Genomic DNA, 13,120 nt, shown 5'->3' on the forward strand with positions numbered 1-13,120 from the left:
GGGCTCCTACAAGATTCTCCAATCACCTGTAGGAGCGCGCGCTGACAGCGTGCCCCGCTTTATCGGGTAGTGCGATGGGTTTTCTCCATACTGAATTTAAAACTCAATGGTCAGAACCGGTGCGCTACTTCTGGCCTTGGCACCTAAGCTACACCCAGAAATTTCTGAATTTTGATGGGGCTGTAAATTGATATCATAGTAGCAAAAAAACCAAAATAAATGACGTAGTTGCTACTATTGTATCAAGTTTCGATCCCGCGCTATTCGTGATCAATTGAGATGATCTGAAAACCGGTAAGGTCCCTCAAGCGCCCTCAGCCGCCAGCGACGCCAACGGAGCCGTACCAGACTCCTCCTTGATATGCTGCGTCAGATTCCGATGCACACACCAAGCCATACTCCCAAACCAAACGGCAAAGGCAAAAACAGGCACATACAAGCCAAACAACCCGTTCCAGGCAAAAGGCCCGTCTTTGAAAAACAACACGGTTCCCGCCGGTATAATCAGGACTGCCGTCCAAAGATTGATAAAACCAACCCATCGCGGAAAGATTTTGGTTTCACCACGATCGATAAGAATGGCCATACCAATCGCAATCAGTTGAATAAACAAAGACCAGATCACCGTCATAAACAGAATCCATCCCATCTCATGGATGGCAAAGGTGAGCTCGGCGGCGCGGTTATCGAAGTTATAGGACACGGCCATCCAGATACCAATGGGCGTGATAAATTCGAGGGACAGCAGGGCGCAGGAGACCATCTGTGTATCGGCCAGGGCCTTGGCGCCGTCGATGCGTTTGAGTTGGCCGGACACCGCGACGGCATAAGGCACCATCAAGGCGCAGCCAAACATGGAGATGACCAGACCGATGCGAATGCCAAAAGTGTTTTCGCCATAAAACTGGACAATCTGTTCGGGGCTGGCCAGAGGCGCGGAGGGGGGAATAAACCCTGCGATCCAAAGAAATGCACCGAGCCATACCAGTAACATGCCGGGCCCGCCCCAGACCAGTACGCGTTGTACGCGGGCTTCCATCACGCTCATTGTGTTACTCCTGTTTCGGTTTTGGCTAGATGCCTGTTCGCGCGTAGGGTGGAATAGTCGCGAAGCGGCGTAATCCACCATTGATCCAGGTATGTGCTACATTCATGGTGGATTACGCTAACGCTAATCCACCCTACGCAGCTGGTGCAAGGAGCTTAGAAACGGTACTCCACTTTGGCACCATAGGTGGTCGGCTCCGCCCACACCGCATTGGCCCAACCCTGAATGCCGGGCGAGGACAAGCTGTTGCCGTTCAGCAGGCTCAACATGATTTCTTCATCGGTGAGGTTTTTGCCCCAGGCGGTAATCGTCCAGTCTTCGTTGGGACTGCGGTAGGTCACAAATGCATTGACCAGGGTGTAGCTGTCCTGCTCGTCGTAGGCGTGGTCAAATTCCCGCAGCTGGTAGCTGTCGCTGAGGGACAGGTCTGCACGGAAGGTGATGGAACCACCATTGTCCAGGTCCAGAGTGTACTGGGCGCCGGCGGTGGCGGCCCATTCCGGTGAGCGCAACAATGGATTGCCGCTGAGGTCCTGTTCGGTATAGGTCGGGTCGTTGATCAGATCGACGTTCTTGAACTCGGTGTATTCGGTGTCGAGCAGGGTCAAGCCAAAGTTGACTTCAAAGGTTTCGCTGAGATAAATCAGCGCGTCCATTTCAGCGCCCAGGATTTCCGCATCGGCGTTGTTCACCACGGCGGCGGCACCGACCACTTCCTCTACCTGCAGATCGCTGTAGTCATAGGCAAAGATCGCCGCATTTACCCGCGCTTTGCCATCCCACAGATTGGCTTTGACGCCAACTTCAAACGCTTGCAGGGTTTCCGGTTCAAAGTCATCGTTACAGGCGGAGGTACTGTGACCGCCGCTCTTGAAGCCGTTGGAGATCTGGGTGTAGAGCATGGTGTCTTCCGTGGCGTCCCACTGCAGCCCCAGTCGACCGGTGGTTTCCGTCACCTCCTGCTGACTCTTCTGGTTGTTGCAAAGGCCGGGGTTATCGAGCACGGGGATGCCGGTATCCACAAAGTATGGAGGAGCTGCCGGCGGTACAGCGCCGCTCGGTACCCACAGGGTGCCGCTGTAGAGATCGGTAAAGGTGTGGTTGCGTTCTTCCTGCATCCAGCGAATGCCACCGAAGACGCGCCAGCTGTCGTTGATCTCGTAAGTAGCGTCAGCGAACAGTGCCAGGCTTTCCACCTCTTCATCGGAGAACAGTGACAGATCGTTCAGAACAAAATAGGTATTGCTGCCCGGAGCCACTTCCGGCCCGATCAGGTTGGCAGCCACCTGGGCAATCTGCGCGGTGCCGTCCATCTCCACCGGCGCGCTATTGACCATAATGTCCTGCTTCATAAAAAAGCTGCCCAGCAGCCAGTTGAGGCCGTTGTGTTCGCCGGAGAGGTTGAATTCCTGTGAGACAGTTTCGTCGCTGACCTGGCGCTGCAAGGTAAACATGGTAATGTCGGAGCCATCGTGGCCCAGGTCATCCACCGTGCGCTCGAAATCCACGTAGCCGGTAATGGAGGCAAGGCTGATGCTGTCGTTGATGTCGTAGTCCAGGCGAATGGAACCACCGGTCAGTTTATCTTCCTGTTGGGTGTCAGTATTGGTGGCGGTCTTGTAGGGACCGGTATCGTAATTACCGGGGCGCACCAGTTGGGTGGGGCTATTGAGCAGAGCCAGCGCCGGGCTGTCGATAGGGTCATAGAGTGGCCCGTCGATGTCCACGTCACCGTGAAACAGCCGGATCCTGGCACTGAGGTTGTCGGTGGCGTCCACATCAATGGTGGCGCGCAGGGTAGTGCGCTCGTGGCCCAGCATTTCTTTGTCGAGGGTGGTGTTGTCCACGTAGCCGTCGCGCTCGCTGCTTTCCAGATCGAAGCGAGTGAGCACTTTCTCACCCATGGGCAGATTGACGTAGGCCTTGATCTCTTTGGCGCCATAGTTGCCGATGCCGGCTTCCAGACTGCCACTGATTTCTTCTTCAGGTGCGGCGCTGATAAAGTTGACCACGCCGGCCGTGGCATTGCGACCCCACAGGGTTCCCTGGGGCCCCTTCAATACCTCAATACTGGAGGCACCGCTGGTGAGGATGGCGACTGCGCCGGGATTGGCGATATAGAGCCCATCGCGATGGACGGCCACCGAGTTTTCGCCTGCCCCCGTCAACAGTCCGAAGCCGACGCCCCGGATACTGAGTTGGGCAGCACCCACGGCCTCACCATACTGCAGGCTCGGTGTCTGTATGGCCAGATCAGAGGCATTATTGATACCCCGCTCTTTTACCATATTTTCGGAAAACGCATCGATGGCAATGGGAACGTCCTGAACTGACTGGGCGCGCTTCTGGGCGGTCACCACCACCTCCTCGATGGCGAAACTGTCGCTGAAATCAAGGGCGCTGGCCACCGAGCCGAAGCCGGAGGCGATTACCGAGGCAATGCAGGCGGTGAGGGTATTGCTTTTGAGGCATCTCATGTCAATCTCTCCTTTGGATATAGTTATGATGCGTACTAATTTAGTCTACGCTGATTCGACCCGATGAGGAGGGATAAATGTGGCCTCAGTGTCTACTAATCTGGCCAACTCGAATGATATCCACTGAGTAATGGAGGTTATAAGACGCCATATGGCCATTTATGACCCAAAATATAATGAGCGTGACTCTACTGATATCGGAATGAAATAAGACTGGCCTTGCTGCCGGGAGTCTACTGGTACCACCTTTACATGAATATAGTAAGCACAGTTACTAAAAGCTTGCGAATAGTAATTTCGGGATTTATTATAGTAAGCAAGATTATTAGTTCCCCACACCCAGATAAAGGTAGCGAATATGAGTTTTGAGTATACCGAGAGCCAGCAAGCCATTGTGGACGCCGTTGAGAAGATCTGTGAGGGCTTTACCGATGACTACTGGCTGGAGCTGGATACCAAGGCTCAGTTTCCCCACGAGTTCTACCAGGCCATGGCCGAAGGCGGCTGGCTGGGTATCGCCATGCCGGAGGAGTATGGTGGCGCCGGCCTTGGGGTGACCGAAGCGGCCATTATGATGAATACCGTGACCCGCTGCTCCGGTGGCGGCTATACCTCAGCCTCGACAATTCACCTGAATATGTTTGGCCCGCACGCGATTGTGGTGCACGGCACTCCGGAACAGAAAGACCGCTTCCTGACGCCGCTGATCGCCGGTCAGCAAAAGGCCTGCTTTGGTGTGACGGAGCCCGATGCGGGCCTGGATACCACCAGCATCAGCACATTCGCCAAAAAGGTTGAAGGTGGCTACCGGGTCAATGGCCGCAAAATGTGGACTTCCTCGGGCCAGGTGGCCGATAAGATCCTGCTGCTGACGCGCACCACACCCAAAGAGGACTGTGCCAAGCCCACCGATGGCATGACCATCTTCTATACCGACCTGGATCGCTCCAAAGTCGAGGTGCAGGCGATTCCCAAGTGTGGCCGTTCCGCCGTGGACTCCAATGCCGTGTTTATCGATGACCTGTTTATTCCCGAAGAGGACCGCATCGGTGAAGAGGGCAAGGGTTTCTATTACATTCTCGACAGCCTCAACCCGGAGCGGGTACTGGTGGCCAGTGAATTTATCGGTATGGGCATGGACGCGCTGCGTCGCGCCACCGACTACGCCAATGAGCGTGAAGTTTTTGGCCGTCCCATCGGCAAAAACCAAAGTGTGCAGCACCCGCTGGCGGAAAGCTGGATCGAGCTAGAAGCGGCCTGGTTGATGGCCCTTAAGGCCGGGCGCCTTTACGACGCCAAACAGTCCTGCGCCCCCTACGCCAATGCCGCCAAGTTTATGGCCGGCCGCGCCAGCCAGAACGCGGCTACCCGTGCAGTGATGACCCATGGGGGTATGGGATTCGCGAAGGAATATCATGTTGAACGTTTCTATCGCGAAAGTGTGTTGGGCCGTATCGCGCCCATCACAGAGAACATGATTCTCAATTTTATCAGCAATAAGGTGCTGGGCTTGCCCCAGTCCTATTAATCGGTCGGGAGCGAAACGGATATGGAAAAGGATTGGCTGCTGACCGAAACCCGTGACGGTATCGTCACCATCACCTTTAACCGCCCCGAAGCCCGCAACGCCATGACCGGTGCGATTCGCAAGGCGCTGTGCGACCAGATTCTGGTGCTGGACCAGGACGACAGTGTGCGCGCACTGGTATTTAAGGGCGCGGGCGGCAATTTTGTCGCCGGTGGTGACCTCAAGGGTTTTGCTGAAACATTGCATCTTGAGTCCGCCGAGCGGCAGGGTAATTTTGTTACCCGGGTGAATGAAGCCACTACCTTTATCACCACGCTGGCGAACTTTTCCAAGCCTGTGATTTCGGTGATTGACGGGGATGTGGCCGGTGCCGGTATCAGCATCGCACTGGCATCGGACTTTGTGGTTGCCGGCGAAAACGCCCGCTTTACTTTTGCCCATGCGCACGTGGGATTGGCGCTGGACCTTGGGCTCAGTTATTTCCTGCCGCGCATTGTCGGCACACTGGAGGCGAAACGGCTGACCATGTTGGGCGCGCAGATAAAGGCCGAAGAGGCCAAAGCTCTGGGGTTGATTACCAGCCTGGTGGAAGACACCGAGGCGGCACTGGAAAAACTGCTGGCGCAAATCGGCAAGATGTCGGTGCCGGCCATGGCGGCCATCAAGGCGGAGATCAATGCCTCCTCGCGTAACAACCTTAACACTCAGCTCGGCCTGGAAGCCAGGATGGTGGGTGAGTGTGCCGCTACCGACGAATTCAAGAATCGCGTTGCCGCCTTCGTTAAAGGCTGAAATTAGAGAGATAGAAACACTATGCCAGGAATTTATTTTGACGAAGCCGAAATCGGCTCGGTGATTCCCCATCAACTGACCCGCACGGTAACGGAAGCGGACAACGTTTTGTTCTGCGCCATTACCCACAACCCGCAGCCGCTGCATCTGGACGAGGAGTACGCCAAGCAGACCGAGTTCGGCCAGCGGGTGTTCAACAGCATGTACACGGTGTCTTTTGCCTGCGGCGTCTCTATTGAAGACACCACCATGGGTACCCTAGTGGTAAACCTGGGATTTGGCGAGATGAAATTCCCCAAGCCGGTGTTTATCAATGACACCCTGCGGGTGGTTAGTGAAATCAAGGACAAGCGTGAAAGCAAGTCCCGCCCCGATGCCGGCATCGTCACCTTTGAACACAAAGTCTACAATCAGCGCGACGAGCTAGTGTGTTCCATTATCCGCATTGCGCTGCTGAAACGCCGCGTGGCTGCCACCGAAGCGGCCTGACGGAGATTGATGATGAATCACTTTCGCTCCGTCTTTTTCGTCCCTGGTGACAGTGACAAAAAACTTGCCAAGGCCCGCCAGATTCCTGCAGACGTGATGATCTACGACCTGGAGGACTCCGTGTTGCCCGATCGCCGACCCCTGGCTCGCGAGCTGGTAACCGCCGAGTTAACGGCTACCAGAGGTGAGGCACGGGTTCGTGCCGTGCGCATCAATGCACTGGACACCACCGAGCTGTCCACGGGCGATGCGCTGCAGGATCTTGCCGCCGTGGTGCGTGCCGCGCCGGACCTGATCATGCTGCCCAAGGTACGATCAGTGAATGACATCGTCCGCCTCAGTACCTATCTTGATGTGCTGGAAGTGCGCGAAGACTTGGCGGCAGGGAACATCAAAATCCTTGCCGTGGTGACAGAGACGCCACAAATTATGTTTGCCCATGGCGGACTGCAACAGGCCGGTGAACGCCTGGTTGCCATGACCTGGGGCGCGGAAGATCTGAGCACCGCCCTGGGAGCGAGTACCAATAAAGGCACAGATGGCAACTGGGGCTTTACCTATCAGATGGCCCGCTCCCAGTGCCTGATGGCAGCCAAAGCCTGCGGCGTGCAGGCCATCGACACCCTCTATGCGGATTTCCGTAGCGAAGCGGGACTGGTCGAGGCCTGCACTGAGGCCCGTCGCGACGGTTTTACGGGCAAGATCGCCATTCACCCCAATCAGGTGGAGGCCATCAATACCGCCTTTACGCCAAGCGCCGAAGAGGTTGAGTTCGCGCAGCAGGTGGTGGCCACCTTCGAGGCCAACCCCGGTGCCGGCGTGGTGCAACTGGACGGAAAGATGCTGGATATCCCACACCTGAAACAGGCGCATCAGGTACTGCAACAGGCGGCACAATACAGGTAAGAGTTAATGAGTCATTTACAAGAAGAGGATCGGCTGCTGATACAGGAAGCGGTCGATAAATTTATCCTCGATAACTACCCCTTCGAGGAAAAGGAAAAACGCCTGGCCGAACTGGGTCAGTATGGCGGCCACTGGGGCACCTTTGCCGAGCTGGGCTGGTTGATGCTGCCGTTTGCCGAAGAGGCGGGCGGTTTGGGCGGCGGCATTGCCGACGTGCAAGTGTTGCTGCAGGCGTTTGGACGCGGATTGATTGCCGAGCCTTTCAGTGAAGTGGTGCTGCAGGCGGGCAAGGCGCTGGAATTCTGCGCACCCGAATCCAGTCGGGAACAACTGCTGCTGCCACTGATGAGCGGTGAACAACGAGTGGTACTGGCCCACGGTGAAGTCAGTGCCGATGCCGATTTCTCTGCGGTGACTTGTATCGCCGAAACCTGCGCAGAAGGTTACCGGCTGACAGGCAGCAAGCGCGTTGTCTGTCAGGCCGGTTCGGCCGATCGCTATCTCGTTACCGCCAAGTTGAACAACGAACCTGCGCTGTTCCTGGTGGACGCCGGCAGCGACAACCTGGAGCGGTACGAATACTTAACCATTGATACCCGCTATGCATCGGATCTCCAACTCGACGGGGTGACTGTGCCGGCCGCAGCGCTGGTTGCCACTGGCGAGGTTGTCGCCGAAGGCGTGCGCGATGCATTGCTCTACACTTTTGCCGGGCTCGCCGCAGAGGTGCACGGCATTGCCAAAAATCTGCGTCTGATGACCGCGGAGTATCTCAATACCCGCGAACAGTTCGGTACCAAAATCGCCAATTTCCAGGCGCTGCAGCACCTGCTCGCCGACATGGTTATCGCCGAGGAGGAAATTGCCTCACTGGCGTGGCTGATGAGCAACGTCTGGGAGATGGAAGACAGCACCGAGCGCGAGCGACTGATCCGTTCGACCAAGGCCCGCATGTGTGTGGCCGGGCGCCAGTTGGCCGAGATCGCTGTGCAGTTGCACGGTGGCGTTGGTGTCACCGACGAGCTGATCGTCAGCCACTACCTGCGTCGAATGGTGGCCATCGACGCGCTCTATGGCGATTCCCAGCAGCAGTTGCTGTGGTTGGCGCAACAGGTCTGAGGGGTACAGATAATGATGAGATTAAGCGCAGAAGAACAAGCCTTTCAGAAGCAAGTCAGGGCATTTATCCGTGACAACTTGCCGGCGGATATCAAATACAAGGTCGATAACAACCTGTTGCTGAAGAAAGACGACCACGTTCGCTGGCAAAAAATACTGGGCGACAAAGGCTGGTTCGCCGGCGGTTGGCCCGAGCAGTATGGTGGCGCCGGTTGGAGCGAAACCCAGCAGTATATCTTCGACCAGGAAAATGCCCTGGCGGGCGCCCCCTTTATTATTCCTTACGGCGTTAATATGGTCGGCCCGGTGCTCTACAACTTCGGCACCGAAGAGCAAAAAGAGAAATACCTTCCCGGCATTCTCAGCAACGACACCTGGTGGACTCAGGGTTATTCAGAGCCCAATGCCGGCTCCGATCTGGCGTCGCTCAAGTGCAGCGCCCGTCGCGAGGGTGACGAGTATGTGATCAACGGCACCAAGATGTGGACCACCCAGGCCCAATACGCCGACATGATGCACATACTGGTGCGCACCGACGACGGCGGCAAAAAGCAGGAGGGCATTACCTTCCTGGTGCTGGACATGAATACACCGGGTATCACCATCTCGCCCATTATCACCATCGACGGCGTTTACCACACCAACCAGACCTTCTTTGATGAGGTACGCGTGCCCGTTGCCAATCGGGTGGGCGACGAAGGCGACGGCTGGAAGATTGCCCGCTTTCTGCTGGAACACGAGCGCACTGCCATTGCCGACACCGGGGCCAAGAGCCGTGGTGTGGCAGCCATCAAACAGCGATTGCAGGTAATGGAACAGGAGCGTCCCGGACAACCACAGAATCTGCTCTTCAAGATGCGTCTGGCGGAAATTGAATCGGAGCTGACAGCAGTGATCGCCCTGGAGCAGCGCCTGATTGCCGACTGGCAAGCGGGCAAGCCGGTGGGTTATGGCGCCTCGGCCCTGAAGGTGCGGGCGACGGAACTGCAACAAAGCCTGTCGGTGCTGATTGCCGATCTGAATGGCCCCTACAAGGCCGCCTACGAAGTGGATTATGTGGACCAGGGTAAGGTGGTGGACGACCCGACCCCTTCCCAGCTCGCCTCCGGCGGAGGCTACCTGTATCTCTACGGTCGTTGCGCCAGTATCTACGGCGGCAGCAATCAGGTACAGCGCAACATTATCGCAAAAATGGTTTTGGGCTAAGCACGCAGAGGAGAGAGCGCGATGCATCCGCAATACGACCAGCCACTGGCCGACTACGTACGCTACTTCGGTGACAAAACACCGGAGCACATAGCCTACGTGGATGGCGATCACAGCTGCACCTACGGGGCACTGGACCAGCGCGCCAGCCAGGTCGCCAATGGGCTCAGCGCCATGGGGTTGCAGAGCGGTGACCGCGTTGGCTTTCTGGGGGTGAACTCCGGGCCCTATGTGGAAGTGTTTTTCGGTTCCTGTAAAGCCAAGACGGTTTATGTCGGTTTGAACTGGCGACTGACCGCTCGGGAGCTGGAGTTCATTATTAATGACTCTGCCATCAGTGCCATTTTTTGCGATGCGCAGTTCAAGCAGATGCTGGATAAACTGAAACCCTCGCTGCCCAGTTTAAAGCAGGTGATTGCCGTTGACGATGGCAGCTACGGTGACTGGCGCGATACCCAATCCAGGGTTGATCCGATGCGGTCTCACGATCCGCAGGATCTGGTGTTGCAGTTTTACACCAGTGGAACCACGGGCAAGCCCAAAGGCGTGACCCTGACCAACTTCAGCATGGGTGAACATCGCCGCAGCGAAGATCAGTGGGGCGACTGGTATCTCAACACCCGTGGCCTAGACGCGGGCAAACAGGAAGTGATCATCAATGCCATGCCCAATTTTCACGTGGGTGGACTCGGCTGGTTGCTGATCGGACTGTTTCGCGGCGCCAAGGTGATCCTGATGGCGGCGCCGGACCCCGACGCATTCCTGGATCTGGTCGAAGCACAGCAGGTCACCCACCTGTTTGCGGTGCCGGTGGTGCTGGGCATGATGCTGGCCTCGCAAAAACAGAAACCCCGTGATATCAGCAGCCTCAAGGTCTTCCACTACGGCGCCTCGCCTATTGCGCCCAGCATGTTGAAGGAAGCCCTGGAGGTGATGGGTTGCGGTTTTACCCAGTATTACGGCATGACCGAAACCAATGGCACGGTGACTGTGCTCAAACCCAGTGACCATCAGCTCGACAATCCGCAGCGACTAAAATCCTGTGGGCGCGCCATTGACGGCGTCGAGATCAAGATCTGCGATGGCGAGGGCAAGTCACTGCCTGCCGGTGAAGCGGGAGAAATCTGGGTTAAGGCTCCGGCCATCATGAGTGGCTACTGGAACCTGCCGGAAGCCACGGCAGAGGTACTGACGGATGGCTGGTATCGCTCCGGTGATGGCGGTCGCATGGATGCCGATGGTTATCTGTTTATGGCCGACCGCATCAAGGACATGATCGTCAGTGGTGGCGAAAACGTTTATCCCTCTGAAGTGGAAAACGCACTCGATGAACACGAGGCGGTGGCCGAAGTGGCGGTCGTCGGTGTACCTGATGAGAAGTGGGGCGAAACGGTCAAGGCCGTTATCGTTCAGGCGGAAAACGCTGAGGTGACGGCTGAGGCGCTGATCGAATTTCTGCGCGAACGTCTGGCCGGCTACAAGATTCCCAGGCAGTACCAGTTTGTCGAGGCCCTGCCTCGCACACCATCGGGCAAAGTCAAAAAATTCGAACTCAGGAGTAAATAGGTATGGCTAAAGCGCTATCCAAAGAAACGCACTTGGCGATGTACCAGAAAATGTCGCTGATCAAACAAAACGACGATCAGATCCAGTTTGAAATGAAAACCGGAAAGCTGATGATGCCGTACTACTCCGCCCGCGGGCAGGAGGTGATTCCGTCAGCGGTGTCCGTCAACCTCAACCCCGACGATTACCTGGTGACCATCTATCGCGGCATTCACGATTCCGTGGCCAAGGGTCTGCCGCTCAAGGATCTGTGGGCTGAGCTCGCGGGTCGCGACACTGGTACCTGCAAAGGCAAAGGTGGCCCCATGCACATTACCCACCCGGAGACCGGCGTGATGGTCACCACGGGTATTGTTGGCTCCGGTATTCCCATTGCCACCGGTCTGGCGTTGTCTTCTTTCTATAAAAAAGACGGCAAGGTAACGGTGACCAATTTTGGCGACGGCGCATCCAATATTGGCGCCTTCCATGAGGGCTTGAACCTGGCATCTGTCTGGAAACTGCCGGTGGTATTTATCTGCGCTAATAACCGTTACGCAGAACACACCGCCTACGAGATGGGTACGGCCTGCGACACCATTGCCGAGCGTGCCGCCAGCTACAATATGCCCGGTGTGCGCGTGGACGGTAACGACCCCGAGGCGATGCACGCCGTGGCCAAAGAAGCCATTGACCGAGCCCGCAACGGTGGCGGCCCGACGCTGATCGAGGCCATGACCTTCCGTTTCTGCGGTCACAACATCGGTGATGATAGTCACTATATTCCCGCCGAGGAAATGGCGGCGGCCAAAGAGGCCGACCCTCTGCCCCGTTACCGCCAGTGGCTGCAGAACCAGGGCTTTGCCACGGACGAAGAACTGACTGCGATGGAAGCCAATATTGCCGAAGAAATCAAAGCGGCCAAAGAATACGCCTACAGCTGTGATTTCCCCGGCGTAGAAGAACTCAAGCGCGATGTATACGCCTACGACCTGGCTTAAGGAGCAAAGACGATGACTGCAAAGATGACCATGCTTGAAGCCATTAATCTGGGCATTAAAGATGCCATGGCAGCCGACGAGAGTGTAATTCTGTTCGGTGAAGACGTTGCTGACGAGCAGGGCGGTGGCGTGGTTAAGGCCACCGCCGGCCTGTCCACTGCATTCGGTGAGCGCGTGCGTTCCACTCCGATTTCTGAGCAAGGGTTTGTGGGTGCCGGCGTCGGTGCCGCCATTGGCGGCATGCGCCCGGTGGTGGAAGTGATGATGGCCAACTTCCTGGCCGTGTGTATGGACCAGATCGTAAACCATGCCGCCAAGATTCGTTTTATGTCCGGTGGCCAGACCGCTGTGCCCATGACCATTCGCACCATGAGTGGCGCCGGTTTCCAGACCGGCGGCCAGCACACAGACTGGACCGAAGCCTGGTTCGCGCACACACCGGGTATGAAGGTGGTCATGCCTTCCAATCCCGCCGATGCCTATGGATTGATTCGCGGCTGTATCGAAGACGATGATCCTTGCCTGTTCCAGGAATCCATGCCCCTCTACTGGGTGCCCGGCGAAGCGCCGGTTCAAGGCAATGTGATTCGTCTGGGCGAGGCCAACATAGTAAAAGAGGGTACCGACGTGACTCTGATTACCTACGGTCGCGGTGTAGCGGACTCTATGGCCGTTGCACAAAAAATGGCGGCTGATGGGGTGAATGCTGAGGTTATCGACCTGCGCACCATATCCCCGCTGGATAACGACACCATTCTCAATTCGGTGGCCAAAACCCGCCGCGCGGTTGTGGTGCACGAAGCCGTGCGCAGTTTTGGTGTGGGTGCGGAAATCTCTTCCCGTATTCACGAGCAGCTGTTCTCCGATCTGAAGGCGCCGGTGCAGCGTGTCGCCTCTTCCGATTGCCCGACGCCGTTCTGCAAGCCGCTGGAGGATGCGTTCCTTTACAGCCAGGCTGAGATCGAGCACGCCATCAAGGCGACCCTCGACTGAGTATCGAATTCCAACT

11 protein-coding genes are annotated in these 13,120 nt (G+C 56.7%); 9 read left to right on the plus strand and 2 right to left on the minus strand.

What is annotated here, in order from left to right; genetic code table 11:
* Nucleotides 1-304: 304 nt before the first annotated feature.
* Entirely contained in the window at nt 305-1,048 is a 744-nt protein-coding gene (locus HBA55_RS04655) for a hypothetical protein (protein ID WP_206019512.1), read from the minus strand.
* A 155-nt stretch (nt 1,049-1,203) separates the two neighbouring features.
* Entirely contained in the window at nt 1,204-3,525 is a 2,322-nt protein-coding gene (locus HBA55_RS04660; protein WP_166987732.1) for a TonB-dependent receptor, read from the minus strand.
* A gap of 358 nt (nt 3,526-3,883) precedes the next feature.
* Between HBA55_RS04660 and HBA55_RS04665 the strand changes: the two genes are divergently transcribed.
* Genes HBA55_RS04665 through HBA55_RS04705 form a run of 9 tightly spaced genes read left to right on the plus strand, consistent with a single transcriptional unit; the run spans nt 3,884 to nt 13,104 of the window.
* The gene (locus tag HBA55_RS04665) at nt 3,884-5,053 is read left to right on the plus strand and encodes an acyl-CoA dehydrogenase family protein (RefSeq protein WP_166987735.1); all 1,170 of its coding nucleotides are present in this window, start codon (nt 3,884-3,886) and stop codon (nt 5,051-5,053) included.
* Nucleotides 5,054-5,074: 21 nt separating this feature from the next.
* Nucleotides 5,075-5,845 (plus strand): enoyl-CoA hydratase/isomerase family protein, encoded by a 771-nt coding sequence (locus HBA55_RS04670; RefSeq protein ID WP_166987738.1) that lies wholly within the window; start codon nt 5,075-5,077, stop codon nt 5,843-5,845.
* A gap of 21 nt (nt 5,846-5,866) precedes the next feature.
* Entirely contained in the window at nt 5,867-6,334 is a 468-nt protein-coding gene (locus HBA55_RS04675) for a MaoC family dehydratase (RefSeq protein WP_166987741.1), read from the plus strand.
* Nucleotides 6,335-6,346: 12 nt separating this feature from the next.
* Nucleotides 6,347-7,240: an HpcH/HpaI aldolase/citrate lyase family protein gene (locus tag HBA55_RS04680; protein WP_166987743.1), complete on the plus strand. Its 894-nt coding sequence runs from the start codon at nt 6,347-6,349 to the stop codon at nt 7,238-7,240.
* Between the two features lie 6 nt (nt 7,241-7,246).
* The gene (locus HBA55_RS04685) at nt 7,247-8,359 is read left to right on the plus strand and encodes an acyl-CoA dehydrogenase family protein (protein WP_166987746.1); all 1,113 of its coding nucleotides are present in this window, start codon (nt 7,247-7,249) and stop codon (nt 8,357-8,359) included.
* A 12-nt stretch (nt 8,360-8,371) separates the two neighbouring features.
* A complete protein-coding gene (locus HBA55_RS04690) occupies nt 8,372-9,565 on the plus strand; it encodes an acyl-CoA dehydrogenase family protein (protein WP_206019513.1) in 1,194 nt (397 codons plus the stop codon).
* Between the two features lie 21 nt (nt 9,566-9,586).
* Nucleotides 9,587-11,131: a long-chain-fatty-acid--CoA ligase gene (locus HBA55_RS04695; protein WP_166987749.1), complete on the plus strand. Its 1,545-nt coding sequence runs from the start codon at nt 9,587-9,589 to the stop codon at nt 11,129-11,131.
* A 2-nt stretch (nt 11,132-11,133) separates the two neighbouring features.
* Nucleotides 11,134-12,111 (plus strand): thiamine pyrophosphate-dependent dehydrogenase E1 component subunit alpha, encoded by a 978-nt coding sequence (locus HBA55_RS04700; RefSeq protein WP_166987752.1) that lies wholly within the window; start codon nt 11,134-11,136, stop codon nt 12,109-12,111.
* A gap of 12 nt (nt 12,112-12,123) precedes the next feature.
* Nucleotides 12,124-13,104 (plus strand): alpha-ketoacid dehydrogenase subunit beta, encoded by a 981-nt coding sequence (locus tag HBA55_RS04705; protein WP_166987755.1) that lies wholly within the window; start codon nt 12,124-12,126, stop codon nt 13,102-13,104.
* The last annotated feature ends 16 nt before the right edge of the window (nt 13,105-13,120 follow it).

The organism is Pseudomaricurvus alkylphenolicus, from assembly GCF_011683955.1.
GTDB classification, from domain to species: Bacteria; Pseudomonadota; Gammaproteobacteria; order Pseudomonadales; family Cellvibrionaceae; genus Pseudomaricurvus; species Pseudomaricurvus alkylphenolicus.

Coding starts and splice junctions, on each gene's coding strand:
- HBA55_RS04670 (WP_166987738.1), top strand. CDS start 5,075: ATGGAAAAGGATTGGCTGCTGACCGAAACCCGTGACGGTATCGTCACC.
- HBA55_RS04685 (WP_166987746.1), top strand. CDS start 7,247: ATGAGTCATTTACAAGAAGAGGATCGGCTGCTGATACAGGAAGCGGTC.
- HBA55_RS04655 (WP_206019512.1), bottom strand. CDS start 1,048: ATGAGCGTGATGGAAGCCCGCGTACAACGCGTACTGGTCTGGGGCGGG.
- HBA55_RS04680 (WP_166987743.1), top strand. CDS start 6,347: ATGAATCACTTTCGCTCCGTCTTTTTCGTCCCTGGTGACAGTGACAAA.
- HBA55_RS04705 (WP_166987755.1), top strand. CDS start 12,124: ATGACTGCAAAGATGACCATGCTTGAAGCCATTAATCTGGGCATTAAA.
- HBA55_RS04690 (WP_206019513.1), top strand. CDS start 8,372: ATGATGAGATTAAGCGCAGAAGAACAAGCCTTTCAGAAGCAAGTCAGG.
- HBA55_RS04665 (WP_166987735.1), top strand. CDS start 3,884: ATGAGTTTTGAGTATACCGAGAGCCAGCAAGCCATTGTGGACGCCGTT.
- HBA55_RS04700 (WP_166987752.1), top strand. CDS start 11,134: ATGGCTAAAGCGCTATCCAAAGAAACGCACTTGGCGATGTACCAGAAA.
- HBA55_RS04660 (WP_166987732.1), bottom strand. CDS start 3,525: ATGAGATGCCTCAAAAGCAATACCCTCACCGCCTGCATTGCCTCGGTA.
- HBA55_RS04675 (WP_166987741.1), top strand. CDS start 5,867: ATGCCAGGAATTTATTTTGACGAAGCCGAAATCGGCTCGGTGATTCCC.
- HBA55_RS04695 (WP_166987749.1), top strand. CDS start 9,587: ATGCATCCGCAATACGACCAGCCACTGGCCGACTACGTACGCTACTTC.